The sequence below is a fragment of the Micromonospora sp. KC721 genome (genome assembly GCF_004348355.1).
Taxonomy (GTDB): domain Bacteria; phylum Actinomycetota; class Actinomycetes; order Mycobacteriales; family Micromonosporaceae; genus Micromonospora.
The window spans coordinates 17,636-43,487 of record NZ_SMJY01000026.1; the positions used below are offsets into that span (position 1 = coordinate 17,636).

Genomic DNA, 25,852 nt, shown 5'->3' on the forward strand with positions numbered 1-25,852 from the left:
GCGTAAGCCGGCGACGCCCGGGCCGGCGGGACGTGCCGGGGAGTGGGTCAGGAGGATGGGTCAGCGGCGGCGGGTGGCGGCCAGGTCGGCGTAGATGTCGAGGTGGCGCTTGAGGACCACATCGGGATGGAAGGTGCGCTCGTAGCGGGTCCGGGCGGCTGCGGCGCGCGCCGCAGCCCCGGCCCGGGCCAGCGGAAGCGCGGCGGCCAGCGCGGCCGGATCCGGCGGCACCACCCACCCGGCCTCCCCGGTGACCAGGCCGGCCGGCACCGCCGGCGGGCCGGCCGGCACCGCCGGCGGGCCGGCCGGCGGCGGGAGGTGGCCGGCGACGGCGGAGGCGGTGGTGGCCGGGCCGGTGCCGGCGGGCTCGTGCGGGGCGTCCGCCCCGACCAGGTACGGAATGCCGCCGAGAGCGGTACCCAGCACCGGCCGGCCGCTGGCCAACGCCTCGATGATCACGGTGGGCAGCACGTCGTGCCACAGGGCGGCGGCGATCACGACCGCGCTCGCCTCGATCGCGGCGCGCACCCCGGCCCGGTCGAGCTGGCCGAGGTAGACCACGTCGGCACGTTCGGCGGCGGCCGCCTCGACCAGCGGGCGTAGTTCGCCGTCCCCGGCCACCCGGAGCGTGCCCAGGCTGCCCACCGGATGCCGGCGCCACGCCTGAAGCAGCAGGTCGAGACCCTTCTCCGGGGTCAGCCGGGCCAGATAGAGGAAGCCGTCACCGAGCGGCGCGGGCGTACCGGGGTCGGGCACCGCGTTGGGCTTGACCACGATCCGGTCCGCCGGGATGCCGTAGTCGCGCAGGTGGTCGGCGATCGCCGAGGTCAGCGCGATGAACCGGTCCACCGACCGCCAGGTCCCCCGGTGCACGGCCAGCGTGGTCGCCATCAGCGCGCTCTGCACCGCCGAGCCCCGGTAGCAGCGGTGCACGATCGCCGGGACGCCCAACGCCCGGCCCTTGCAGTCCTGGCAGATCACCCCGTCACGGAAGTAGATGCCGGAGGAACAGACCTGCCGGTAGTTGTGCACCGTCTGTACCACCGGCACACCGTGCCGGTGCGCGGTACGCACCACCCAGGGCGAGAGCAGCGGATACGGGTTGTGCAGGTGCAGTACGTCGGGCCGGTGCGCGGTGAGCAGGCGGCTCAGGTCCTCCTGCGCGCGGGGTGCCCAGATCGGGGAGATCGGCAGCAGCGCCTTGGCCGTCCGCGGCATCGACGGGATCTCGTCGGAGCTGCGGATAAACGGCAACACCTCGACGCCGGCCGCGGTGAGCTGGGCGATCTCCGAGTCGACCATGGTGTTCTCACCGGAGGGCTGGGCCTCCCGGTACCGGTTGTGCGCCACCACGATCTTCACAGGGCTCGCCTCTCGTCGTGACCGGGCAGATCCGCACCCGCGGGCCCGGGCCCGCGGGTCCGCCCGGCTCGGTACGGACTCGCAGGCGCTTTCCTCGCGCGCACGGGAAAGAAGGCTACCGTTGGGGCGTGCCCGAACTACCGGAGGTGGAGGCGCTCGCGGGCTACCTGCGTGAGCGCGCGGTGGGCCGGTGCGTCGACCGGATCGAGGTCGCCGCGATCAGTGCCCTCAAGACGTACGACCCGGCGCCCGAGACGGTGACGGGACGGGCGGTGGTGGACGCCCGGCGGCACGGCAAGTTCCTCGACGTGGCCTTCGACGGTGGCCTGCACCTGGTGGTGCATCTGGCCCGCGCGGGCTGGCTGCACTATCGGGAGGCGTTCGGCTCCACCGTCGGGTTGCGCCCCGGGAAGGGCCCGGTCGCCCTGCGGGTACGCCTCGACGACGGTTCCGGCTTCGACCTGACCGAGGCCGGCACCCAGAAGAAACTGGCCGCGTACCTGGTGACCGACCCGCCGCAGGTGCCCGGGGTGGCGAAGCTGGGCCCGGACGCGCTGGCGGCCGACCTGCCGACCTTCGCCGAGCGGCTACGCAGCCGCCGAGGCCAGGTCAAGGGGGTGCTGACCGACCAGGCGGTGCTCTGCGGCATCGGCAACGCGTACTCCGACGAGATCCTGCACGCGGCGAAGCTGTCCCCGTTCGCGCTCACCGACCGGCTGACCGACGACCAGGTTGCCGCCCTGCACACGGCGACCCGGGCGGTTCTCGGCGACGCGGTACGCCGGTCGGTGGGGCAGCGGGCGGCGGAACTGAAGGGCGAGAAGCGCTCCGGGCTCACGGTGCACGCCCGGACCGGGCTGCCCTGTCCGGTCTGCGGTGACACCGTGCGGGAGGTCTCGTTCGCCGACTCCAGCCTCCAGTACTGCCCGACCTGCCAGACCGGGGGCAAACCGCTCGCTGACCGTCGGTTGTCCCGACTCGTACGGTGAGTAACAACACTCGCCGATTACGGAGAGGAATCGCCCCCGGCGCGTGGAACGTGCCCCTCCGCGCCTCTACCCGGCCCCTCGTCCATCGGTATAGTGGCTCGGTCCCCGGCTTCCAAAAGTGACCTGGAGCCGGCCGGATCCCCGCCGGCAACACCTGACGCAAAGTCCTTCGGGTCAGCGTCCGGCCCGCTGCCCGCGTGGGAGACTGGAACGGTGGGCGACGTGCGCCCCTCACTGCGAGTGAGCGGCGCGTGTCATGCGGGAGGACATGGGTTGAGGTGACGACAAGCCTCCAGCGCCCGGGCACCTACATAGGCCGGAGCAAAGTAGTGCGGCACGTCGACAGCTTCGAGATCCAGCCGCCGACACCGCCGTCGCACAACGGCGTACCCCGGTCGGCCTGGGCTCGTGCCCGTCGTCGGGTATCCCGCTGGCACCGGCCGTACACCGTCATCCTCCTGCTGCTCGACTTCGCCGCCGTGGTGCTGGCCGACTGGATCGCCCAGGAGGCGTTCGGGCAGGCCCGGGCCGGTTTCTACAACGCCCAGGAGGACCCGACCTGGTTCTACACGGTGGCGTTCCTGCTGCTGCCGCTCGGTTGGGTGGTCATCCTCTGGGGCAACCGGGCCTACGACCGGCGTTACCTGGGGCTCGGCCCGGACGAGTTCAAGCGGGTGATCCGGGGCGGGGTCGCGGTCGCCGCGACCGTCTCCTTCCTCGCCTTCGCCACCAAAACCGACCTGTCCCGCTGGTCGGTCGGTTTCGCCCTGCTCGGGGCGTTGATCCTGATCCTGGTCGGGCGGTTGGTCGCCCGGTTCACGCTGCACGCGGTACGACGGCGGGCCGGCCACGCGGGGCACCGGATGGTGCTGGTCGGCACTCTGCCGGAATGCCTGGAGGTCTACACCGCGGTCACCCGCAACCCCAGCGCCGGCCTGGTGCCGGTCGCCATCCACATCACCGACGGGTACGCCGCCGCCCGGGGCATCCAGACCCCGGTGCCGGTGTACGCCGGCCGCGACGTCCTCGCCCTGGTCCGGGAGGTCGGCGGCGACACCATCGCGGTGTGCGGCTCGGCCAGCGCCGAACCGGGTGAGCTGCGCCGACTGGCGTGGCAGCTGGAGGGCTCCGGCGTCGACCTGGTGGTAGCCCCGCAACTGACCGACATCGCCGGCCCCCGGGTGCACATCCGCCCGATCGAGGGCCTGCCGCTGCTGTACGTCGAGGAACCGACCCTGTCGGGTCCGGCGCTGCTGGCCAAGAACCTGATGGACCGGATCGCCGCCGGGCTGGGGCTGCTGCTGCTGATCCCGGTCTTCGCCGCGATCGCGGTCGCGATCCGGCTCTCCGACCCCGGTCCGGTCTTCTTCCGCCAGCCCCGGGTCGGCCACGAGGGCCGCACCTTCCGGGTCTGGAAGTTCCGGACCATGTACGTCGACGCCGAGGAGCGACTGGCCGGCCTGGTCGACCAGAACGAGACCGACGGCATGCTGTTCAAGATGAAGCAGGATCCCCGGGTCTTCCCGGTGGGCCGGTTCCTGCGGGCCTCGTCGCTGGACGAACTGCCCCAGCTGATCAACGTGCTCTGGGGGGAGATGTCGCTGGTGGGGCCGCGTCCGCTCCCCGCCGACGACGGCGACTTCCTCGGCGACGTGCGACGCCGGCTGCTGGTCCGCCCGGGCATGACCGGGCTGTGGCAGGTCTCCGGCCGCTCCGACCTGTCCTGGGACGAGGCGGTCCGGTTGGACCTCTACTACGTCGACAACTGGTCGCTGGCGTACGACCTGAGCATCCTGTGGCGGACGGTGGGCGTGGTGCTGGCCCGCAAGGGCGCGTACTGACCCACTGACCCCTTGGCGCCGCGGCCGGAACAGGCCAGGATCGCTGCGTGAGTGGCAATCTCTCCGCCGTCGTCGGCGTCGTCTCGCTGGTCACCGCGCTGGTGGCGGCGCTCTGGGCGGTGCTGCGGCTACGCGGGCGGCGCGGCATCGCCACCGCCACCCAGCGGGCCACGTACGAGGTGCTGCACACCGCCGGCCTGGCCGCCGAGCCGCTGCGCGCCGGACTGACCGTGGCGGGCGCGGCGAAGGCCGTACGCCATCTGCGGGCGCTGGTGGGCGCGGTCGGGCTGGCGCTGACCGACCGGACGGAGCTGCTCGCCCTGGACGGGCGCGGCGGGCACCACGGCGAGCAACTGCTCGCGGCGGCCCGGCGTACGGTGGAGAGCGGTCGGTCGACGGTGCTCGGCGAGCCGGAGCTGAGCTGTGACCGGGTGGACTGCCCGGTCCGGGGTGCGGTGCTGGCCCCACTGAGCGCCGACGGCCGGGTGGTCGGCGCGCTGGTCGCGGTCGCCGACGCACCGCCGGCGCCGGGGCTGGTGCAGGCCACCCTGGAGACCGCGCACTGGGCCGGCGACCAGCTCGCCCTCGCCGAGTTGGAGTCGTCTCGGGAGCGGCTGGCCCGGGCCGAGGTACGCGCGTTGCGCGCCCAGATCAGCCCGCACTTCATCTACAACGCGCTCACCGCGATCGGCTCGTTCGTCCGCACCGACCCCGAGCGGGCCCGGGAGCTGATCCTGGAATTCGCCGAATTCACCCGGTACTCCTTCCGGGCGCACGGGGAGTTCACCACGCTCGCCGAGGAACTACGCTCGATCGACCGCTACCTGACCATCGAACGGGCCCGGTTCGGCGACCGGTTGCAGGTGCGATTGCAGATCGCGCCAGAGGTGCTGCCGGTGACCCTGCCGTTCCTCTGCCTCCAGCCGCTGGTGGAGAACGCCGTGCGGCACGGCTTGTCCCGCAAGCCCGGCACCGGCATGGTGAGCATCGAGGCCCGGGACGCGGGCGCGGAGTGTCACATCACGGTGGAGGACGACGGAGTGGGCATGGATCCGGCCACGCTGCGAGCGGGCATCGCCGAGCTGACCCGCGCCGGCAGCGACCCGGCCGACGACCCGGGCCAGCATGTCGGCCTCTCCAACGTCGACGAGCGGCTCCGGTCGGTCTTCGGCGACCGGTTCGGCCTGGTCGTCGAGACCGGCCCGGGCTCGGGTACGAAGGTGAGCCTGCGGGTGCCGAAGTTCCACCCCGGCGTACGGGCGGGTTCATGACCGGGAACGCGGCGGCGGGGTTCCTCCGGGTGCTGGCGGTCGACGACGAGCCGCCGGCGTTGGACGAGCTGGCGTACCACCTGCGGGCCGACCCTCGGGTGGCCCGCCTGCACACCGCGGGCGACGCCACCGAGGCGCTGCGGGTGCTCCGCGACACCGACGTGGACGTGGTCTTCCTGGACATCCGGATGCCCGGCCTGGACGGCATGGAACTGGCCCGGGTGCTGCGCCGCTTCGCCCGGCCGCCGTCGATCGTGTTCGTCACCGCGTACGACGACGGCGCGGCCGACGCCTTCGACCTGGGCGCCACCGACTACGTCCGCAAACCGGTGCGCGCCGAGCGGCTGGCCGAGTCGCTGCGCCGGGTGATCGGCTCCCGGGTGGTCCCCGCGCACCCGGCGGCCCTCGCTCGCGCCGAGGAGGATCCCACCATCCCGGTCGAGCTGGCCGGGACGACCCGGATGCTGCCCCGCTCGGCGGTGCGGTGGGTGGAGGCGCAGGGCGACTACGCCCGGCTGCACACCGCCGACGGCTCGCACCTGGTCCGGGTGTCGCTGGCGACCCTCGCCGAACGCTGGGCGGACGCCGGGTTCGTCCGCATCCACCGGTCGTACCTGGTGCAGTTGAAGTTGATCGCCGAGCTGCGGCTGGTCAACTCGGGGTACGTGGTGGTGGTCGACGCGACGGAGCTGCCGGTGAGCCGGCGACACACCCGAGAGCTGAAGGACAAGCTGGTACGCGCCGCCAAGCAGGACTGGAACAGATGACCCGCAACCGTACGGTGGTACGCGAAAGGGCGCTCCGGCTGTCGGCCGGAACGCCCTTTCGATGTTGACGCTTGCGGGTTACCGCATCGGTCAGCGGTGCGAGGAGCCGGTTACCTCGGCCTTGCGCAGCTGCCCCCTCGCAGCGATGCCCCGCGCCTCCGTCGGCTCGCCGGTCGGGTAGTAGAAGGTGCCGACCACGTCCGCCACCAGGTGGGTGGAGCCGGTCAGGTTGTGCACGTTGAACGCGGCGGTCGGCTCGATGATGCCGAGCACCGCGTTGGACACGACCTGGTTGGCGTACGGGTTCAGGTTGCTCGTCGCGGGCTTTCCGATCTCCTCGATGTCGGCCGGCCACACGGTGACGACCGTGTTCTTGGTCGGCTTCACCGCGGTCACGTTCATGACCGCCACGCCGGTGTCCGCGGTGACCAGCTCGGCCGGCACCTGGACCCGCGCGGTGGCGTTCGCGCCCAGCGCGCCGGTGATGCCCTTGTTCGCCCGGCTGTCCACGATCCGGGTCGGGCTCTGCGGCTGGAACCGCATGCCGAACGACGAGGCGCCGTCGTCGACCACGCCGACGAGGTCGACCAGGACGTGCGCCGCCGCCGAGGTGTAGATCTTGAACTTCGGCGCGCCCGGCGTGCACCACCGCCCGTCCTCGGTGCCGGTGCACGGGGTGGTCTGCACGAAGGCCAGGTTCGGCACGTTGACGCCGGCGCCGTAGTTGACCGTCGAGGAGGTCGGCCGGTTGGTGGCCCCGGACCAAGCGGTCAGGAAGCCGGCCTTGGCCGGGGCGACCGCGGTGAGGTTGAAGACCAGGGTCTTGATGTGCGGGTTGACGTCGACGCCGAAGTCGAGGGAGTAGTCCAGGATGACGCCCGCCGGCGGCTTGCCCTCGGGGTCGTTCCGGGTGTCGAAGATCCGCTCCGGCGCGTACCACTCGTACTGGCCACCTGGGGTGGCGAACGAGTTGTCGGCGGCGTAGTAGCCGACCACGTCGACGACCACGTCGGTGGAGCCGTTGCGGTTGTAGACGGAGACCTTGCCGCCGGCACCGAGCTTGACGGTGACGTTGTTGGAGCCCAGCCAGCCCTTGGCGAAGTTGATCGACGAGGCGTCCGGGCGGCTCTCGCCGGCCGGGTAGGCGGTGACGAAGCTGTCCATCGTCGGGCCGGTGATGGTCACGTTCAGCACGACCGCGCCGACGCCGCTGCCGGGAACGCCGCCGCGGCCGGCGACCTGGAGGTCGACCTTGCTCAGCGGGCCGAGCTTCGCCTTCGGCGCGCCGACGCCGGAACGGGTGTCCATCAGCCGGGCCGGCGAGACCGGGTAGTAGGTGCCGGTGGAGTCGGCCGCCGCCTGCTGCTGCAGGGCGGTCGACGGGGCTGCGGACGCCGTGGCCGGCACCGCGGTCAGGGCGCACGCTCCAGCGAGCGTGACGCCGAGGACGGTACGGAATTTGCGCATAGAAACCCCGTGTGAGGAGAGGAAACTGGGAATTGCTGCCTCAGCGTAGGGTGCCGGATCAAGGCCGGCAAGAAGGCGACTCGATCTGATACGACGGGTGAACCTGTCGAGACTTAATGGTGTGTTAATCGGCCACCGGACGTGGTTATCCACAAGTGCCGCCGATTCGTCCACAAGTTGTCCACATCTCTTGACATCCGTGCTGAGCAGGCGAGACTGCCGGGATGACCGCCGACGACCGGGTGCCCGCCCCCCGCGCGCCGCAACCGCGGACCAGGACGCGTGTCGTGTTGGCCGAGGTGTCCCGCCGCAGCGACCGGGCCGACCGCACCCGCGCCGAACTGGCCCAGCAGACCCGGGTCGGTGACGCGCTGGTGCGCGGGCTCGTCCGGGCCCAGCTCGCCCTGGCGCTGCGGCTCTCCCTGGTCGTCCTGATCGGGCTGGGCGGCCTGCCGTGGCTCTTCGCGATCGCCCCCGCGGTCGGACGGGTCACCGTGTTCGGGGTCAACCTGCCCTGGCTGCTGCTCGCGGTGGCCTCCTTCCCGTTCCTGATCGTCGTGGGCTGGGCGTACGTGCGGCTCGCCGAACGCAACGAGCAGGACTTCACCGACCTGGTCCAGCGGCCGGAGCACTGAGGTGGGCAACGGGCTCGTCGTACCGGCCATCGTCACGGTCACCCTGGCCACCCTGGCCATCGGCTTCTACGGGCTGCGGCTGGCCCGGACCACCTCCGACTTCCTGGTCGCCTCCCGGGCGGTCAGTCCGACCTGGAACGCCGCCGCCATCGGCGGGGAGTACCTCTCGGCCGCCAGCTTCCTCGGCATCGCCGGACTGATCCTGAAGTACGGCGTCGACGTCCTCTGGTACCCGGTCGGCTTCGCCGCCGGCTACCTCGCCCTGCTGCTCTTCGTGGCCGCGCCGCTGCGCCGCTCCGGCGCGTTCACCCTGCCCGACTTCTGCGAGGTGCGACTCGGGTCGCGCCGGCTGCGCACCCTGGCCACCGTCTTCGTCATCTTCATCGGTTGGCTGTACCTGGTGCCGCAGTTGCAGGGCGCCGGGCTGACCCTGGCCACGCTGGCCGGTGCGCCGTACCCGGTCGGGGCGCTGCTGGTCGCGGCGGTGGTCACCGCGAACGTGGCGCTGGGCGGGATGCGGGCGGTCACCTTCGTCCAGGCGTTCCAGTACTGGCTGAAGCTGACCGCGCTGGCCGTACCCGCGATCTTCCTGGTGTTGCAGTGGCAGGCCGACGGTCGCCCCGCGGTGACCCCGCCCGACGGGCCGGCGTTCCGGACCGCGACCACCGTCGTGGTCGAGCACCGCGCGGCGCTCACCTTCACCGACGGCACCGTCCGGCAGGTACGCCCCGGCGACGAGCTCACCTTCGCCGCCGGTGACCCGGTGCCGGAGGTGGCCGGGATGGCCGACGGCGCGGACTGGCTGCTGCCCAGCGCCGCCGGGGACGACGACCGGGGATTGTTCGCCACGTACTCGCTGATCCTGGCCACCTTCCTCGGCACCATGGGATTGCCGCACGTACTGGTGCGCTTCTACACCAACCCGGACGGAGCAGCGGCCAGACGCACCACGCTGGTGGTGCTCGGTCTGGTCGGTGTGTTCTACCTACTACCCACCCTCTACGGCGTGCTGGGTCGGATATACACCCCGCAACTGCTGCTCACCGGGCAGACCGACGCGGTGGTGGTGCTGCTGCCCGGCGCGGCGCTCGGTGACGGGACCACCGGTCGGCTGCTCGCCGCGCTGGTCGCGGCGGGTGCGTTCGCGGCCTTCCTGTCCACCTCCTCGGGGCTGCTCACCAGCGTGGCCGGGGTGGTCTCCACGGACGTGCTGCGGCGCGGCTCGGTACGCGGCTTCCGGCTGGCCACGGTGATCGCCGGCGCGGTGCCGACACTGCTCGCCCTGCATGTCTCCGGGCTGGACGTCTCCCAGGTGGTGGGGTTGGCCTTCGCCGTCGCCGCGTCCAGCTTCTGCCCGCTGCTGGTGCTCGGCATCTGGTGGCGCGGGCTGACCGACCTGGGGGCGGCGGCCGGTGTGCTGGTCGGCGGCGGGGCGGCGATCGGCGCGGTCCTGGTCACCGTCCTCGGTCCACCGCTGTCCGGCTGGCCGGCCACGCTCATCGCGCAGCCGGCCGCGTGGACCGTGCCGCTGGCGTTCACCGTGATGGTCGCCGCGTCGATGGCGACCCGCCACCGGACGCCGGCCGACGTGGGGGCCACCATGCTGCGACTGCACACCCCGGAGGCGCTGCGACTCTGAACGGCCCGTACGCCGGTGCTGGCACCGCCCGGATACGGTTCGTCACATGACTGGTGAGCACTCCGCGCTGGCGTTGCGTGGCCTGGCCAAGAGCTTCGACGGCAAGGTGGCCGTGGCGGGCGTCGACCTGGACGTCCCGGCCGGCTCGTTCTTCGGTCTGCTCGGCCCCAACGGCGCCGGCAAGACCACCAGCCTGTCGATGGCGGTCGGGCTGCTGCGGCCGGACCAGGGCCGGGCCTGGGTGCTCGGCCACGACGTGTGGGGCGATCCGGTACGGGCGAAGCGGCTGCTCGGGGTGATGCCGGACGGAGTGCGGCTGTTCGACCGGCTCAGCGGCGGGGAACTGCTGGCGTACCACGGGCTGCTGCGCGGGATGGATCCGGCGGTGGTCGACCAGCGGGCGGCGGAACTGCTCGACGTGCTGGCGCTGGCCGACGCCGGCCGGACCCTGGTGGTCGACTACTCGGCCGGCATGAAGAAGAAGATCGGCCTGGCCTGCGCGCTGCTGCACGGTCCCCGGCTGCTGGTGCTGGACGAGCCGTTCGAGGCGGTCGACCCGGTCTCCGCCGCGCTGATTCGCGACATCCTGCACCGGTACGTCGTCGGCGGCGGCACGGTGGTCTTCTCCAGCCACGTCATGGAGGTCGTCGAGCGGCTCTGCTCGCACGTGGCGATCCTCGCCGACGGGACGATCAAGCGGGTCGGCACCCTCGACGAGGTGCGCGGCGAGCGCCGCCTGGAGGAGGTCTTCGTCGAGGCGGTCGGCGGGCGGACGGCGACCGGCGAGGAGCTGTCGTGGCTGTCCCGGTGACCGCGACGACCGAACCGGTCCGGCCGGTCTCGGCCCGGCACTTCGTCCGCCTCAAGCTGCGGGTGATGGCGAACAACTTCCGTGGCCAGAGCTGGCGGGTGGCCCTCTTCGTGGCCGGTGTGTTCGTCGGTCTCTGGTTCGCCGCCGGTGGCTTCCTGCTGCTGGCCGCGCCCGGGTTCACCGGCGAGCCCCGGTACGCGCTGCTGGCCGCCGCGTTCGGCGGTGGGCTGCTGGTGCTCGGTTGGCTGCTGCTGCCGCTGGTCTTCTTCGGGGTGGACGAGACCCTGGACCCGGCCCGGTTCGCGTTGCTGCCGCTGCCCCGACGCACCCTGGTCGGTGGGATGTTCGCGGCGGCTGTGGTCAGCGTTCCGGTCGTGGCGATGCTGATCGCGACCACGGGCCTGGTGGTCACCGCCGGGGCGCTCGGCGGCGCGGTCGCCGGGCTGGTCGCCGCCGTCGGCGTGGTCGCCGGACTGCTCCTCTGCGTCGCCGCCAGCCGCGCGGTGACCAGCGCGTTCGCCACCATGCTGCGGTCCCGTCGGGTCCGCGACCTGGCCGCCGTGCTGCTGGCCGTGGTGGCCGCGCTGTTCGGTCCGCTGCAGATCATGGTGCTGGCGGCGGTCCGGGAGGCCGACTGGGACCGGCTCGTCGAGGTGGCCGCCGTGGTCGGCTGGACGCCGTTCGGGGCGCCCTGGACGGTCGGCCTGGACGTGGCCGAGGGACGGGCCTGGGCGGTGCCGGTGAAGCTGCTGATCACCGCGGCAGCCATCGGTGCGCTGCTGCTCTGGTGGTCGCGGTCACTGGAGTCGGCGATGGTCGGCGCGGCCGGCGCCGCTCCGGCAAAGCCCCGGCGCGGTCCGATGGGCGGCGCGGTCGGGCAGCTCTTCCCCCGGGTGCTCGGTGGGGTTCGGCGGGACCGGTTCGGCGCGCTGGTCGCCCGGGAGTGCCGCTACTGGTGGCGGGACGCCCGGCGGCGGGCGAACCTGATCACCCTCGCGGTGGTGGGGGTGTTCGTACCGGTGCTGGTGAACCTGGGCGGCAACGGCTTCGCCGTCTCTCCGGACCAGGGTTTCGAGTACTCCGGCAGTTCGTCGCCGGTGATGCTCAGCGTGTCGATGCTCACCGTCGGCGTGCTCGCCTCGGTGACCCTGGCCAACCAGTTCGGCTTCGACGGCAGCGCGTACGCGGCGAACGTGGTCACCGGGGTGCCGGGCCGGCTGGAGCTGCACGCCCGGATGGCGGCCTTCTCGGTGTACGTGGTGCCGATGCTCGGCGTGGTCGCCGTGCTGATCGCCGCGATACTGGGCGAACCGGGCTGGATCGGGGTGGCCGCCGGGACGCTGCTGGCCGCGTACGGGGCCGGGCTGGCGATCAACGGGCTGGTCTCGGTGCTGGCGGCGTACTCGCTGCCGGAGACGAGCAACCCGTTCGCCATGAACACCGGTGCCGGGATGGCGAAGAGTCTGCTCACCCTGCTGTCCATGGTCGCATCGGCGGCGGCGGCGGTGCCGATGGTGGTGGCCGCCGCGCTGCTCGGGGCGAGCTGGCTGTGGCTGGCGCTGCCGCTCGGCGTGGCGTACGGCCTGGGGGCGGCGCTACTCGGGGCGTACATCGGCGGGGACGTGCTGGACCGGCGGCAGCCGGAGCTGCTGGCCACCGTCACTCCCCGGCGCTGACACCAGCGGGCCGGCTCGGTCGGGCGGCGACGGCGTCCGTTCGGGTGATTCGGCACCTGGCGTCGGGAACGATCCCGGGTACGGTCGCGTCAGACCGGCATGACGACTGTTTCCGCCGTACGCGGGGCAGCGGTCCTACCGCTGATCCTGTTGGCGACCGCCTGCGCGCAGCAGGGCGATCCGACCGGCCCCGCCGCACCCACGTACCCCGGTGACGCCGTGGTGCTCCGCATCGACCACACCGGTGGCTTCATGACCCCCGCCGATCTGGCCACCCGCCTGCCGATCGTCACCGTGTACGGCGACGGCCGGGTGATCGTGCAGGGTCCGACTCTGCTCCGCCATCCCGCGCCGGCCCTGCCCAACGTCCAGGTGGTCACGCTCTCCGCCGCAGAGGTCGACCGGATCGTCGAGCGGGCCCGGGCGGCCGGCGTGGGCACCGTCGGTGACCTGGGCAGACCGTCGGTCACGGACGTGCCCGCGACCCGCTTCTCGCTGCGCGGGCCGACCGGTGTCGAGGAGACCACGGTCGAGGCCCTCGACATGACCGGCCCCGCCGAGGCCGGACTCAACGCCGACCAGCGGGCGGCCCGCGAGAAGCTGCGCACCTTCGCCCAGTCGCTGGCCGACGCGACCGCCGTCGCGGGCGGCGCGCCGGCGGTCGCGGACCCTTCCGCGGTCCCGGGCGGTGTGTCGGCGGTTCCCGGCGGGTCCTCCGCGGCCCCGGGCGGCGCGCCGGCGGGCCGGGGCGGCCCGGCCGCAGCTCCGGGGGGCGTGTCGGCGGGCGCGGGCGGCCCGGCCGCAGCCCCGGGTGGTGCGTCGACGGCACCGCCGCAGCCGTACCGGCCGACCGCCGTGGCGGCCGTCGCCCAGCCCTGGGTCGCCGACGCCGAGGCGGGGCGGCAGCCCGAGGTGGCCTGGCCCGGTCCGGCCCTGCCCGGGGCGCCGCTGAGCGCGTCCACCGGCCTGACCTGTGTGACGGTCACCGGCGAGCAGGTGAAGCCGCTGCTCGACGCCGCCGCCACGGCGAACGTGCTGACCCCCTGGGTCTCGGACGGAAAGAGGTGGCGGGTCACCCTCCGACCCCTCCTGCCCGACGAGACCGACTGCGCCTCCCTCACCAGCGCCCGCTGACCCGTCCCACCCGCGCGACCGAGGCCGGCCTCGGTCGCGCGGTCGACCCCCGTCGGCCCCGGTTTGATCGCCGGATGTGGCATGTTGCGGTATCCCGAGAACCGGATGCCGCAACATGCCGCAGGCCGGTGAGGCATTCACGCAGGACGAAGGCAGGCCGGTGAGCCACCCGCGCCCGGGATGAAGGCAGGCCGGAGCACCGGACCGAGGCGGCACAATGTTTCACGTGAATCCGAAGCCCGGAGCAGAGATCCATCACACCGATCCGTTCGCGGTGCCGGCCGGGCAGCGCTCGCCCGTACGCCGGTTGCGCGGACGTCTCGCCGCGCCGGTCACCCTGTGGACCGCTCCCGGCCCGGCAGGGCTGACGGTGTCGTCCACGCTGGTCGCCGAGGGCGAACCGGATCGGCTGCTCGGGTTGGTCGACCCGGAGTCGGACCTGTGGGCGGCGGTGGAGGAGGCCGGACGGTTCGCCGTCTCCCCGCTGGGCCCGCCGCACCGCCAGCTCGCCGACCGGTTCGCTGGTCTCTTCCCGTCGCCGGGCGGTCTGTTCGCCGGCGGCTCGTGGACCGACACCCCGTACGGCCCGGTTCCGTCCGACGCCGGGGGTTGGGCCGGCTGTCGGCTCGACACCGTCCGGGAGTTCGGCTGGGGTCTGCTGGTGGAGGCCACCGTCGAGGCGGTCGACCTGGCCGATGAGACCACTCCGCTGCTGCACTACCGGGGGCGCTACCGCGAGTTGACCTGACCGACTCGCTCGGTGCCAGCAGTGCGGCCGGCGACGGGGTACGGGGGCGGCCCGATGACTGCGGCCGACCGGTTAGCGGAGTGACCTGGGTCACTCGGCGCACGCAGTGGACCGTTCGGCGCACTCACCGGCCGTGGTCGATCTCCGCCTTCCCGGCCGGGAGACGTGCTCTCTACCGTGCGCGAAACTCCCGAAGCCTGTGAAGGTGGTGATCCACAGATGTCCACGGACACACCCCCGTCCGCCCCGGCTGAGTCGGCGGCGGAAAGATACCTGGCCGTACAGCGGTCGGACGAGTTCTCCGGGTTGCGCCGCGCGCTGCGCGGCTTCGTCTTCCCGATGACCGTCGCGTTCTTCCTGTGGTATGCGCTCTACGTGATCCTCTCCGCGTACGCGCGGGACTTCATGGGCACGAAGCTGTTCGGCAGCAACATCAACGTCGCGTTGGTCTTCGGCCTGCTGCAGTTCGTCTCGACGTTCCTGATCGCGTGGCTCTACTCGCGGTACGCCGACCGGAGGCTCGACCCGATCGCCGACCGGATCCGCGCCGAGATGGGGGAGGTGCGCCATGATGACGGTGCTCGCGGCTGAGGCGGGGAGCGGCACCGCCCGCAACCTGACCATTGTGCTCTTCCTCGCCTTCGTGGCGGTGACCCTGGGCATCACCATCTGGGCCAGCCGGCAGACCAAGACGGCCACCGACTTCTACGCCGGCGGTCGTTCCTTCTCCGGTTTCCAGAACGGCATGGCGATCGGCGGCGACTACATGTCGGCCGCCTCGTTCCTCGGCATCGCCGGCATCATCGCCCTCTACGGCTACGACGGCTTCCTCTACTCGATCGGGTTCCTGGTGGCCTGGCTGGTGGCGCTGCTGCTGGTCGCGGAGTTGCTGCGCAACTCGGGCCGGTACACGATGGCCGACGTGCTGGCCTTCCGGATGCGTCAGCGTCCGGTCCGCACCGCCGCGGCCGTCTCCACCATCACCGTGTCGATCTTCTACCTGCTGGCTCAGATGGTCGGCGCGGGTGCCCTGGTGGCGCTGCTGCTCGGCATCAAGCCCGGCACGACCTTCCTCGGCATGGACGCCGCCACCGCGAAGGTGGCCACCATCATCCTGGTCGGCGCCCTGATGATCATCTACGTCACGGTCGGCGGGATGAAGGGCACCACGTACGTCCAGATCGTCAAGGCGTTCCTGCTGATGGCCGGCGCCCTGCTGATGACCCTGCTGGTGCTCGCCAAGTACAAGTTCAACCTGTCCTCGCTGCTCGGCGACGCGGCGGCGGCCTCCGGCAAGGGGGCCGCTTTCCTCGAACCGGGCCTGCGCTACGGCAAGGAGGTGGCCGGGGACCCGACGCAGACCTTCTACAACAAGATGGACCTGCTCTCGCTCGGCATCGCGCTGGTGCTCGGCACGGCGGGCCTGCCGCACATCCTGATCCGCTTCTACACCGTCCCGACGGCGAAGGCGGCGCGCAAGAGCGTGCTCTGGGCGATCGGCATCATCGGCACCTTCTACCTGCTCACCCTGGCCCTCGGCTTCGGTGCGGCGGCGCTGGTCGGCAGCGAGGCGATCACCGCGCAGGACAAGGCCGGCAACACCGCCGCCCCGCAGCTCGCCGAGGCGCTGGGCATGGACTTCTTCGGCGGCAACCTGGGTGCGGCGACACTGCTGGCGATCATCGCGGCGGTCGCCTTCGCCACCATCCTGGCGGTGGTCGCCGGATTGACGCTGGCGTCGTCGTCCAGCCTGGCGCACGACTTCTACGCCAACGTCATCAAGCGCGGCCAGGCCTCGGAGCGGCGGGAGGTGGCGGTCGCCCGGATCTCCGCCCTGATCATCGGCGCGGTGTCGATCGCGCTGTCGATCTACGCGCAGAACCTGAACGTCGCCTTCCTGGTGGCGCTGGCCTTCGCGGTCGCCGCCTCGGGCAACCTGCCGGCGATCCTCTACAGCCTGTTCTGGAAGCGGTTCAACACCTCGGGCGCGGTCTGGGCCATCTACGGCGGTCTGCTCTCCGCGGTGGTGCTGGTGTTCTTCTCACCGGTGGTCTCCGGCTCGGCGACCGCGATGTTCCCCAACCACGACTGGCAGTGGTTCCCGCTGTCCAACCCGGGCATCATCTCGATCCCGTTCGGCTTCCTCTGCGGCTGGATCGGCACGGTGATCTCCAAGGAACACGACGAGGAGAAGTACGCGGAGCTGGAGGTGCGCGCCCTCACCGGCGCGGGAGCCCACTGACGGTCTCCCCCTCCCGGCGGGGGTCCGGCGCAGGACGCGCCGGGCCCCCGCCGCCGCGTGGGGGTCAACCTCGGCGATTAGGCTGGCCGGCATGAAGGTTGCTCCGCGGTTCGGCGCCGGTCACCGTGTCCTGGTCACCGGCGGCGCCGGTTTCGTGCCGTCCCACCTCGTCGACGCCCTGACCGGTCGGGGCTGCACCGTGGTGGCGCTCGACAACTTCGTCACCGGCACCAAGGAGAACGTCGCGCACCTGCTCGACACGCCCACCTTCACCCTGGTCGAGGCGGACATCTCCGACGGGCTGCCGGCCCACCCGGCGCTCGCCGAGCGGCTCGACGCCATCCTGCACATGGCCTCGCCGGCCAGCCCCACCGACTTCGAGAAGCTGCCGGTGGAGATCCTCCGGGTCGGTTCGGTGGCCACCCTGCACCTGCTGGACCGCGCGCTGGCCGACGGCGCCCGGTTCCTGATGGCCTCCACCTCGGAGGCGTACGGGGACCCGAAGGAGCACCCGCAGCGCGAGACGTACTGGGGCAACGTCAACCCGATCGGGGTGCGGGCCGTCTACGACGAGGCCAAGCGCTTCTCCGAGGCGGCCACCATGGCGTACCACCGCAGCCGGGGGTTGGACGCGGCGATCGTCCGGATCTTCAACACGTACGGCCCCCGGATGCGCCCGGACGACGGTCGGGCCATTCCCACCTTCATCTCGCAGGCGCTGCGCGGCGAGCCGCTCACGGTGCACGGCACCGGAAACCAGACCCGCTCCATCTGCTACGTCGACGACCTGGTGCGTGGCATCCTGCTGCTGCTCGACTCGACCGAGACCGGTCCGATCAACTGCGGAACCGAGCACGAGATGAGCATGCGGAAACTGGCCGAGACGATCGTGTCACTCTGCGGCAGCAGTTCGACGGTGACGTACATCACGCGCAGCGCGGACGACCCGGAGATGCGCCGGCCGGATCTGACCCTCGCCCGGGAGCTGCTGGGATACCAGCCCACGGTGTCGCCCGAAGAGGGCCTCCGACGCACGATCGCGCACTTCCGCGGCCGCCTAGGGTAACCCTCCCGCGCCACGCGGGGCACGACCGGCGATTCGCCTTCGGGCATCACTCGACTCGGCTACGTACGCTGAGGTGCATGTCCGCGACATCGTCCGACGGCGTCCCGCTGCCGTACCTGCACCGCAGCTCCGGACGCGCCTCCGTATCCGGCACCGGCCGTGGTGCCTCCGGGCGCGCCCGGCAGCCCGACGCGCAGTGGTATCCGGCCTACGACGACGACCTGCCCGGTCACGGCGGGGCCGGCGGTCCGGGCGGTCCCGGTTCGCCGCCCGGACGGGGCGGCTCGGGTGGCGCCGGACGACGGGGGCCGCGACCACGCTGGCGGCGGATCGGCCTCGTCGCGGGTATCGCGGTGCTGGTGCTGGCCCTGCTCGGCGGCGGTGGTGCCTGGCTCTACACCAGCAACCTCAACAAGAGCCTGGCCCGGACGGACCCGTTTGCGGAGATCACCGCGGGGCGGCCGGCGAAGGCGGTCAACGGGGCGCTGAACATCCTGCTGGTGGGTTCGGACTCGCGCGACCCGGACGCGCCGGTGGACCGGCAGAGCCAGTGGCGCGCCGACACCGTCATCGTGATGCACATCCCCGCCGACCACAAGTCGGCCTATCTGGTCTCCATCCCGCGTGACCTGTACGTGCCGATCCCGGAGAGCGCGGGCGCCGAGTGTGGTTCCGGCCAACGCGCGAAGATCAACGCGGCCTTCGCCTTCGGCGGCCTGCCGCTGGCGGTACGCACCGTGGAGTGCTTCACGGACGTGCGGATCAACCACGTGATGGCAATCGACTTCGGCGGCTTCAAGGAGGTCACCGACGCGCTCGGCGGCGTGGACCTGAAGGTGGACCGGACCATCACCTCGATCCACAAGCCGTACCGCAAGTTCACCAAGGGCACCATGCACATGGACGGCGCGACGGCGCTGGACTGGATCCGCCAGCGCAAGCAGTTCCCGGACGGCGACTTCAGTCGGATGCGACACCAGCAGGAGTTCCTGCGCGCCCTGATGGACAAGGCGGCGAGCACGGGCACCCTCACCAACCCGAAGAAGCTGAACGCCTTCCTCCAGTCGGTGACCGACGCGGTGACCGTGGACAGGGACTTCTCACTGGCCGACATGGCGTTGCAGTTCCGGAACCTGCGCGGTGAGAACCTGACCTTCCTCACCAGCCCGAACGCGGGCAGCGAGACCATCAACGGAGAGTCGGTGGTGGTTTCGGACCGGGAGAAGGCGCTGGCGATGTACCGGGCGATGTCGGCGGACACCATGGCCGAGTGGGTGGCGGCGAACCAGAAGCCGGAGACCAGGGGCACCTGACGACGCCGGGTGGCGGCCACCGGCGTGGTCGCCGCCGTCGGGTCATCGCTGACCGGATGTCGCCGGGAGATTTCGACGGATGTCATCGGAGGTGCGGTTCCCGATGGCTAGATCATCGTCGGCCAACCACCGTGTGTACGCATTGACTCATCCGTTCGGTTGAACCCGCGCCGCAACTGTGCGAATAGTTGGGAATTGAGCGTGTGACGATCTCGCCTTGACGGGAAGCGGTACGTAAAGTGGTCCCGCCCCCCGACCACGCGAGCTGGAGCACGCATGCCGGTTCAGACCAGCCCCCGCCCCACATCGCTGGAATCCGATCCCTACGCACGGCCGTCGGCGACCATCCCGAAGCAGGGCGGTCGGGGCGGGCAGCGCACCGGCGGCGCGAAGAAGCGCACCAAGCGCAAGGATCCGCTCTGGGCCCGGCTCACCGTGGTGGCCGGGGCGGTGCTGATGATGACCAGCGGCGTCGCGATCGTCGGCAGCAAGGCGCTGATCAGCCAGGCCACCGGCAACATCGCCCAGAAGAACCTGCTCGGCGGGGCGGGCAAGACCGACGCCGAGGGCGGGGCCGACCTGAAGGGCCCGATCGACATGCTGCTGCTGGGCGTGGACGCCCGCGAGCGGTGGGCCGCGGACGACGTCCGCGCCGACAGCATCATCGTGCTGCACATCCCGGCCAGTCACGACCAGGCGTACATGATCTCGATTCCCCGGGACACCGAGGCGCAGATCCCGGCGTTCAAGAAGAGTGGCTACCCGGGCGGCACCGACAAGATCAATGCTGCCTTCCAGGCCGGCGCGCGCAACGGTGGCGGCTGGGAGGGCGGTGCCCAGTTGATGGCGCAGACCATCAAGAACATGACCGGGGTCAGCTTCGACGGCGCCGCGATCATCAACTTCGGCGGCTTCAAGAACGTCATCGACACCCTCGGCAGCGTCCGGATCTGCGTCAGTCACGAGGTCAAGTCAATCCACACCGTGATGGTCGACGGCAAGCAGATGTGGAAGGCGGACGCCAAGAAGACCGGCCGGCCGATGACCCCGGTGGTCTACAAGAAGGGCTGCCGGCAGATGACCGGCCTGGAGGCGCTCGACTACTCCCGCCAGCGCTACGGCCTGCCCAACAGCGACTACGACCGGCAGCAGAACCAGCAGCAACTGATCAAGGCGATGGCGAAGAAGGCCACCGACAAGGGCATGCTGACCAACCCGATCAAGGTGAACCAGCTGATCCGGGCGGCCGGCAAGGCGTTCGTCCTGGACACCGGCAACGTACCGGTCGCCGACCTGATCTTCGCCCTGCGCGGTATCAGCGCGAACGAGCTGACCATGCTGCGCACCAACGGCGGCACCTTCCACGGCAACGCCAACAACCGCGAGGCGCTCAGCGAGCAGACGCTGGAGATGTTCAAGGCGATCAAGGAGGACAGGTTGGCCGAGTTCGTGTACGCCAACCCAAACGTCCTCTCCACCCGGCGCTGATCCGTACCGGATCCGCGCAAACGCGCCTGACCGATCCCGACCGACCCGTACCGTGATCTGAGAATGCCTCACGTCACGGCCACGGGGAGGGCGTCACGTCCAGGTCAACGCGGGCCAACCGGGGGCGGAACGCACCGCCGCCCGGCCGCCGGGCCGCCCGCTGGCCGCGAATCCTGCTCGGCGTCGGGCTCGCCCTGGTGCTGCTGGCCACGCTGGCGGTGGTGGGCATGCGAACGCTCAGCAACCGGTACGAGCGCACCGTCAGCCGGGAGGAACTGCTCGCACCGGACGCCCGGCAACCCCGTACCGACCTCGACGAGGGACTCAACTACCTACTCGTCGGCACGGACCGGCGGACCGACTCGTCGCACCCGGACCAGCGCTCCGACACCATCCTGATCGTGCACCTGCCGCCGGGCATGCGGCAGGCGTACCTGATCTCCGTCCCCCGGGACCTGCTCGTGACCATCCCGTCCGGCAACGGGTACCCGGGCGGCCAGGACAAGATCAACGCGGCGTACGAACACGGCGGCGGCGGTCGCGGCGGAACCCGGCTGCTCTCCACCACCCTGACCCGGCTCACCGGGATCCGGTTCGACGGCGCAGCCCTGGTCGACTTCACCGGTTTCAAACAGGTCATCGACCTGCTCGGTGGCATCCGGATGTGCGTGGACACCCAGGTCAGCTCGATCCACACCGGGACCGTCTTCCAACCCGGATGCCAACAGATGAACGGCGCACAGGCCCTGGACTACGTCCGCCAGCGCTACGACCTGCCCGGCGGCGACTACGACCGGCAGCGGCACCAGCAGCAACTGCTCCGGGCGTTGCTCGACAAGGCCGGGCAGACCGACCTGCGCGGCGACCCGGTCAAGCTCGACCGGGTACTCCGGGCGGTGGGCGGCTCGCTGACCGTCGACACCAACGGCGTACCCCTTCAGGAGCTGGTCGTCGCCCTGCGGTCACTGCCGGCGGACGCGATGCGCGGGGTGCAGCTGCCGTCGTACCCGCAGACCATCGGCGCGGTCTCGTACGTGGTGCTCGACGACGCCGGCCGTGGGCTGTTCGGCGCGGTCCGGGCAGATCGGGTGCCCGACTGGGCGACCGCGCACCCACGCTGGGTCACCCGGCTCTGACCGGTGCCGGCGCACCAGCCCGGCCGATGCCGACCGACCGAGCGAGGATCTAGGCTTGGTACCCGTGTTCGGACCCCAGGTTCCCAGCGTGCCCGTGACCGAGATCAACGACGAGACCTACCTGCTCGACGTCCGCGAGGACGACGAGTGGGCGGCGGGACATGCTCCCGGCGCCCACCACCTGCCGATGATGCAACTGCCGGCCCGGCTCGCCGAGGTGCCCACCGACCGGGAGGTCGCGGTCATCTGTCGCTCCGGCGGGCGCTCCGCGCAGGTCGTCGGCTACCTGCTGCACCAGGGATGGGAGCAGGTGCGCAACGCCGACGGTGGGATGCGGCAGTGGGCCGCCGCCGGCCGGCCGGTGGTCGGCCCGGACGGGCAGCCCGGCCAGGTCGTCTGAGCGCCGACAGATGGGCGATCCGCTGGTCTTCGCGCACCGCGGCGCGTCGGCCGACCTTCCGGAACACACCCTGGCGGCGTACCTGCGCGCCCTCGACGAGGGCGCCGACGGCCTGGAGTGCGACGTCCGGCTGACCCGGGACGGGCACCTGGTCTGTGTGCACGACCGCCGGCTGAACCGCACCAGCAACGGTCACGGTCTGGTCAGTGCGCGTACCCTCGCCGAGCTGGAGACGCTGGACTTCGGGTCCTGGCATCCAGGGTGCGTTCCGGCCGACGGTGACGAGGTGCTGGACGAGACACACACCCGCCTGCTCACCCTGGAACGGTTGCTGGAGGCGGTGCTGGCCGCCGGGCGACCGGTCCGGCTGCTGGTGGAGACGAAACACCCCTCCCGTTACCGGGGGGACGTGGAACGCCGACTGGTCGCGCTGCTGCGCCGATTCGGCCTCGCCGAGCCCGGCCCGGACGACCCGGTGCAGGTCACCGTCATGTCGTTCTCACCGCTGGCCGTCCGCCGGATCCGGGAACTCGCGCCGGCGCTGCCCACGGTGCTCCTGCTGGAGATACTGCCGCGCTGGCTGCGGCTCGGTCGGCTGCCCTTCGGCGCCCGGATCGCCGGCCCCGGCATCGGGCTGGTCCGGGCCCGCCCCCAGCTGGTGCCGGCGCTGCGCGCGGCCGGCAACCAGGTGTACGTCTGGACGGTGAACGAGCCGGCGGACCTGGAACTGGTCCTCGACGCCGGGGTGGACGGGGTGATCACCGATCGGCCGGCCCGGACGCTGGCCCGACTGGGCCGGTGAGGCCGCCGGCAGGGGTGCCCGCGCTCCGTTCGAGGGGGCACACTCGGGACATGCCGGAGCGCACCGATTTCGCCGCCCTGATCGCCGGCCACAGCACGGTGATCGACATGATCAATTCCGGTGACGCGGGGCTGCCCGTCCTCACCCGACTACTCGAGGTGGCCCGGCCGGCCCTCGGTGCGGACAGCCTGGCCTTCGTCGAGTTCGCCCCGAGCGGCGGCCGGGTCATCGCGGCCAGCGGCAACGCCGAGTGGGCGGTCGGGCGACCGTTGCCCGCCACCGACCCGGCCACCGTCTGTCTGCTCACCGGGCCCCGGGTGCGGCAGGTACAGGTCGACCACCTGCCCGGGCCGCTCGCCGGTGAGCTGGCCGCGCGCGGGTTGCGCCGGATGGTGGTGGCCCGATCCGAGATCGGCGGGCTCACCGTCGGCAGCCTGCACGCGCTCTACACCGACGCCGAGGAGGCCGAGGACCGCAGCGGGCAGGCGGTGGTCGGCTACCTGGCCGCCTGCGTCGCCCACATGTACGGCGACCAGAGCGGGCTGCCGGTGCACGGTGACGGGCCGGTGGTGGCGGCCCTCGCCGACGGGCTTGCCGTGGTCGACCGGGACGGCCACGTCCGGCTCTGGAATCCGGCGGCGGCGCAGGTGACCGGCTGCTCTCCCCGGGAGGCGCTGAACCGGCCGCTGCCCTTTCCACTGCCCCCGTCCGGCCAGGTGCTCGACCATCGGATGCCGGACGGTCGCTGGTTGCGGGTCACCTCCGGGGAGTTGGCCGGTCCGGGTGCGCTGCGGGTGGTCACCTTCCGCGACATCACCGACCAGCAGCGCCGGACCTCCGACCACGATCTCTTCGTCGCGGTGACCAGCCACGAGTTGCGGACGCCGGTCACCGTGATCAAGGGGTACGCGGACACCCTGACCGATCACTGGGAGTCGCTGACCGAGGCCGACCGGCGGGCGGCGGCCCGGGTGATCGGCCAGCGCGCCAACGAGCTGGCCCGGCTGGTCGACCGGCTGCTCACCTCCGCCACCGACGTGTGCGCCGGTGGCGATGCGGCAGTCCCGTTCGACCTCGGCACGGCGCTGCGGGCCACCGTGCCGGACCTTCCGGCCGACCTGCGCCACCGGCTGGTCCTCGACGTTCCCGCCGATCTGCCCAGGGCCCTCGGCGACCGGCGCAGCATCGCCACGGTGCTGACCGAGTTGGCCACCAACGCGGGGAAGTACTCGCCACCGGGTTCCTTGATCGAGGTCACCGCGGACACGAACGGACAGACCGTCTCGTTCCGGGTCAGCGACCGGGGCGTCGGCATCCGCCCGGAGCACGTGGAGCGTGCGTTCGACCGGTTCTGGCAGGGCGAATCCGGGGACCGCCGTGGCTACCCGGGTGCCGGGCTCGGCCTCTATCTCGTCCGCCGGATCGTTGAACAGCAGAATGGATGGGTATCCCTTCGACCGAGAAGCGGTGGCGGTACGGTCGCAGAGGTGCGGTTGCCACGGGGATGACCCACCGGTCCGGCCGGGGGTGAGAGGAAGCCAGGGTGTCGACGCAGGCGGTCGAACGTTCATGGTGTGTGGTCGTGCCGCACCACGCCACCGGCGCGCGGGTGGCCCGGCGCCGACTCGCCGACGAGCTGGCCGGGGCGGTGCCCAGGTCCCTGTTGGCCGATCTCGTGGTGGTCCTGGCCGAACTGGTGGGCAACGCGGTCCGGCACGCCGATCCGCTGCCCGGCGGGGTGGTCCGGGTGGCCTGGCGGGTGCGCCCGACGCCGGCGGGGCCGAGCGTGTCGATCCGGGTGACCGACGGCGGCGCGGCAGCCCGGCCGCTGGTCCGGATGGCCGACCCGGACGCGATCGACGGTCGCGGCCTGCACATCGTCTCCGGTCTGTCGAGCCGCTGGGGGGTCCACCGGGACGGTCTGGGGCAGAGTGTCTGGGCGGAGTTCGACCCGGTCACCGTGGCACCGGCCGCCCTGGCCGCCGCCAGCTGACCCCGACCGCGGGGGCGGGTCCTGCCCACACCGTCCGGTGGCGGCCTCTAGGCTGTGTCGCCGTGAGCAAGCGTCGAAAGAACCAGCGCGCCGGCGAGGCCGCTCCCCGCCGGGAGAAGGTCCGCGACATCTTCGTGCCCCGTCCGTTCGAGGGGCTGGTGGACGAACCGGAGTGGATCGCCCTGCGCGAGCTCGTGCCGGCCGCCTCGGCGCCGCTGCGGCTCACTCCGGAGCTGGTCGAGGAGTACGGTGACCGCCCGGTCATCCTGGCCACCGTGCTGCCGATGGCCGCACCGGTGATGACGAAGCCGGACGGACGAATCTTCATCGGGCTCCAGCGGCACCAGCAGTCCGGTGACGTCTCCCGGGACCTGGCCGACGCCCTGCTCTGCGCGCTGCGTACCGAGCCGGGCGGCCAGGTGTCCGTGCCGCCGCTGCCCGCCCCCGGCCCACGCCTGCAGGACATCCTGGTGGACGGCCCGCTCGACATCACCATGCATGACGGTTTCGAGTTCTGGCTCGATCCGGGGGCGTCCGACGACCCGACCGTCCAGGCGTCCCTGGAGCGGGCGAACGCCGCCGTCTACCCGACGGTGAAGCTCATCGCCGCCCGCGCCGCCTACTGGTGCCAGGTGCCGGAGAAGGCGCACGTGCGCTGGGTGCTGCCGGAGGACGAGGACACCGCGCTGGACGCGCTGTCCCGGCTCTCCGCCGCCGGCACGCTGACGCTCGGCGAGGGCACGAGGTTCGCCGGCATGTTCCGGGCACACGGCCGGCTGGTGCCGGTCTGGGATCTACCGGAGAATGCCCCGGCCGCCGACTGGGAGGCGCCGGTCGCCGAGTTCGCCAAGCGGTACGCCGAGGCATTGGCGGATCAGGGGGCGCTGGACGCCGCCGGACGCCGGGCCCGCCAGGGTCTCCTCGGCCGCCAGCTCACCTTGCGCTGACCTCCCCGCCCACTACAGGTACGGGCACGGGTCTGAAGAGGCCCGCCCTGACCGTCGACACCGCCCCGGCCCGGGGACGGGCGGCGGGCGGCGGCTCGGGGACAGGGGCGTGGCCGGGGTCAGCG

22 protein-coding genes and 1 pseudogene are annotated in these 25,852 nt (G+C 72.0%); 21 read left to right on the top strand and 2 right to left on the bottom strand.

The annotated features are described in order from the left end of the window. Nucleotides 1-60 precede the first annotated feature (60 nt). Nucleotides 61-1,362, bottom strand: coding sequence for a glycosyltransferase family 4 protein (locus E1182_RS07450; protein ID WP_132262331.1), 1,302 nt, complete (start codon nucleotides 1,360-1,362; stop codon nucleotides 61-63). 128 nt (nucleotides 1,363-1,490) lie between these two features. Between E1182_RS07450 and E1182_RS07455 the strand changes: the two genes are divergently transcribed. From E1182_RS07455 to E1182_RS07470, 4 genes are all read left to right on the top strand, one after another. Then, nucleotides 1,491-2,351, top strand: coding sequence for an Fpg/Nei family DNA glycosylase (locus E1182_RS07455; RefSeq protein WP_132262333.1), 861 nt, complete (start codon nucleotides 1,491-1,493; stop codon nucleotides 2,349-2,351). 329 nt (nucleotides 2,352-2,680) lie between these two features. Then, on the top strand, nucleotides 2,681-4,192 hold the full coding sequence (locus tag E1182_RS07460) for a sugar transferase (protein WP_132262390.1): 1,512 nt from the start codon (nucleotides 2,681-2,683) through the stop codon (nucleotides 4,190-4,192). 47 nt (nucleotides 4,193-4,239) lie between these two features. Then, complete coding sequence (locus E1182_RS07465) at nucleotides 4,240-5,463, top strand: sensor histidine kinase (RefSeq protein ID WP_132262335.1); 1,224 nt, start codon at nucleotides 4,240-4,242, stop codon at nucleotides 5,461-5,463. Continuing rightward, the gene (locus E1182_RS07470; RefSeq protein WP_132262338.1) at nucleotides 5,460-6,230 is read left to right on the top strand and encodes a LytTR family DNA-binding domain-containing protein; all 771 of its coding nucleotides are present in this window, start codon (nucleotides 5,460-5,462) and stop codon (nucleotides 6,228-6,230) included. Before E1182_RS07465 ends, E1182_RS07470 begins: the two co-directional genes overlap by 4 nt. 90 nt (nucleotides 6,231-6,320) lie before the next feature. Here the strand turns inward: E1182_RS07470 and E1182_RS07475 are convergent, their stop codons facing one another. After that, nucleotides 6,321-7,697: a hypothetical protein gene (locus tag E1182_RS07475; protein ID WP_132262340.1), complete on the bottom strand. Its 1,377-nt coding sequence runs from the start codon at nucleotides 7,695-7,697 to the stop codon at nucleotides 6,321-6,323. 224 nt (nucleotides 7,698-7,921) lie between these two features. On the opposite strand from E1182_RS07475, the gene E1182_RS07480 reads away from it, so the two are divergent. The 17 genes and pseudogenes from E1182_RS07480 to E1182_RS07560 all read left to right on the top strand — a co-directional run bounded on the left by E1182_RS07480 (nucleotide 7,922) and on the right by E1182_RS07560 (nucleotide 25,727). After that, on the top strand, nucleotides 7,922-8,332 hold the full coding sequence (locus tag E1182_RS07480) for a hypothetical protein (RefSeq protein WP_132262342.1): 411 nt from the start codon (nucleotides 7,922-7,924) through the stop codon (nucleotides 8,330-8,332). A 1-nt stretch (nucleotide 8,333) separates the two neighbouring features. Continuing rightward, a complete protein-coding gene (locus E1182_RS07485; RefSeq protein WP_132262344.1) occupies nucleotides 8,334-9,971 on the top strand; it encodes a cation acetate symporter in 1,638 nt (545 codons plus the stop codon). A gap of 46 nt (nucleotides 9,972-10,017) precedes the next feature. Further along, nucleotides 10,018-10,782, top strand: a complete 765-nt coding sequence (locus tag E1182_RS07490) for an ABC transporter ATP-binding protein (RefSeq protein ID WP_132262346.1) — start codon at nucleotides 10,018-10,020, stop codon at nucleotides 10,780-10,782. Continuing rightward, a complete protein-coding gene (locus E1182_RS07495; protein WP_132262348.1) occupies nucleotides 10,767-12,458 on the top strand; it encodes an ABC transporter permease in 1,692 nt (563 codons plus the stop codon). The genes E1182_RS07490 and E1182_RS07495 overlap by 16 nt, the downstream gene beginning before the upstream one ends. A gap of 99 nt (nucleotides 12,459-12,557) precedes the next feature. Beyond that, the gene (locus E1182_RS07500; RefSeq protein WP_132262350.1) at nucleotides 12,558-13,592 is read left to right on the top strand and encodes a hypothetical protein; all 1,035 of its coding nucleotides are present in this window, start codon (nucleotides 12,558-12,560) and stop codon (nucleotides 13,590-13,592) included. A 205-nt stretch (nucleotides 13,593-13,797) separates the two neighbouring features. Next, nucleotides 13,798-14,340, top strand: a pseudogene (locus tag E1182_RS07505) (flavin reductase family protein); the annotation flags it as partial. Between the two features lie 219 nt (nucleotides 14,341-14,559). Further along, nucleotides 14,560-14,931 carry a DUF485 domain-containing protein gene (locus E1182_RS07510; RefSeq protein ID WP_132262355.1) on the top strand — a complete coding sequence of 124 codons (372 nt, stop codon included), beginning with the start codon at nucleotides 14,560-14,562 and terminating at the stop codon, nucleotides 14,929-14,931. Then, the gene (locus E1182_RS07515; protein WP_132262357.1) at nucleotides 14,909-16,582 is read left to right on the top strand and encodes a cation acetate symporter; all 1,674 of its coding nucleotides are present in this window, start codon (nucleotides 14,909-14,911) and stop codon (nucleotides 16,580-16,582) included. Before E1182_RS07510 ends, E1182_RS07515 begins: the two co-directional genes overlap by 23 nt. A 91-nt stretch (nucleotides 16,583-16,673) precedes the next feature. Continuing rightward, the gene (locus E1182_RS07520) at nucleotides 16,674-17,648 is read left to right on the top strand and encodes an NAD-dependent epimerase/dehydratase family protein (RefSeq protein WP_132262359.1); all 975 of its coding nucleotides are present in this window, start codon (nucleotides 16,674-16,676) and stop codon (nucleotides 17,646-17,648) included. A 77-nt stretch (nucleotides 17,649-17,725) separates the two neighbouring features. After that, entirely contained in the window at nucleotides 17,726-18,961 is a 1,236-nt protein-coding gene (locus E1182_RS07525; RefSeq protein ID WP_132262361.1) for an LCP family protein, read from the top strand. A 276-nt stretch (nucleotides 18,962-19,237) separates the two neighbouring features. Beyond that, nucleotides 19,238-20,449, top strand: a complete 1,212-nt coding sequence (locus E1182_RS07530; protein WP_132262363.1) for an LCP family protein — start codon at nucleotides 19,238-19,240, stop codon at nucleotides 20,447-20,449. Between the two features lie 197 nt (nucleotides 20,450-20,646). Then, a complete protein-coding gene (locus E1182_RS07535; RefSeq protein WP_207921306.1) occupies nucleotides 20,647-21,585 on the top strand; it encodes an LCP family protein in 939 nt (312 codons plus the stop codon). Nucleotides 21,586-21,649: 64 nt separating this feature from the next. Further along, nucleotides 21,650-21,985, top strand: coding sequence for a rhodanese-like domain-containing protein (locus E1182_RS07540; RefSeq protein ID WP_132262367.1), 336 nt, complete (start codon nucleotides 21,650-21,652; stop codon nucleotides 21,983-21,985). A gap of 10 nt (nucleotides 21,986-21,995) precedes the next feature. Beyond that, nucleotides 21,996-22,787 (top strand): glycerophosphodiester phosphodiesterase family protein, encoded by a 792-nt coding sequence (locus tag E1182_RS07545; RefSeq protein WP_132262369.1) that lies wholly within the window; start codon nucleotides 21,996-21,998, stop codon nucleotides 22,785-22,787. A 50-nt stretch (nucleotides 22,788-22,837) separates the two neighbouring features. Further along, nucleotides 22,838-24,295, top strand: coding sequence for a PAS domain-containing sensor histidine kinase (locus E1182_RS07550; RefSeq protein ID WP_132262371.1), 1,458 nt, complete (start codon nucleotides 22,838-22,840; stop codon nucleotides 24,293-24,295). A 68-nt stretch (nucleotides 24,296-24,363) separates the two neighbouring features. Then, nucleotides 24,364-24,780: an ATP-binding protein gene (locus E1182_RS07555; protein ID WP_207914210.1), complete on the top strand. Its 417-nt coding sequence runs from the start codon at nucleotides 24,364-24,366 to the stop codon at nucleotides 24,778-24,780. Between the two features lie 62 nt (nucleotides 24,781-24,842). Continuing rightward, entirely contained in the window at nucleotides 24,843-25,727 is an 885-nt protein-coding gene (locus tag E1182_RS07560; protein ID WP_132262376.1) for a DUF5926 family protein, read from the top strand. The last annotated feature ends 125 nt before the right edge of the window (nucleotides 25,728-25,852 follow it).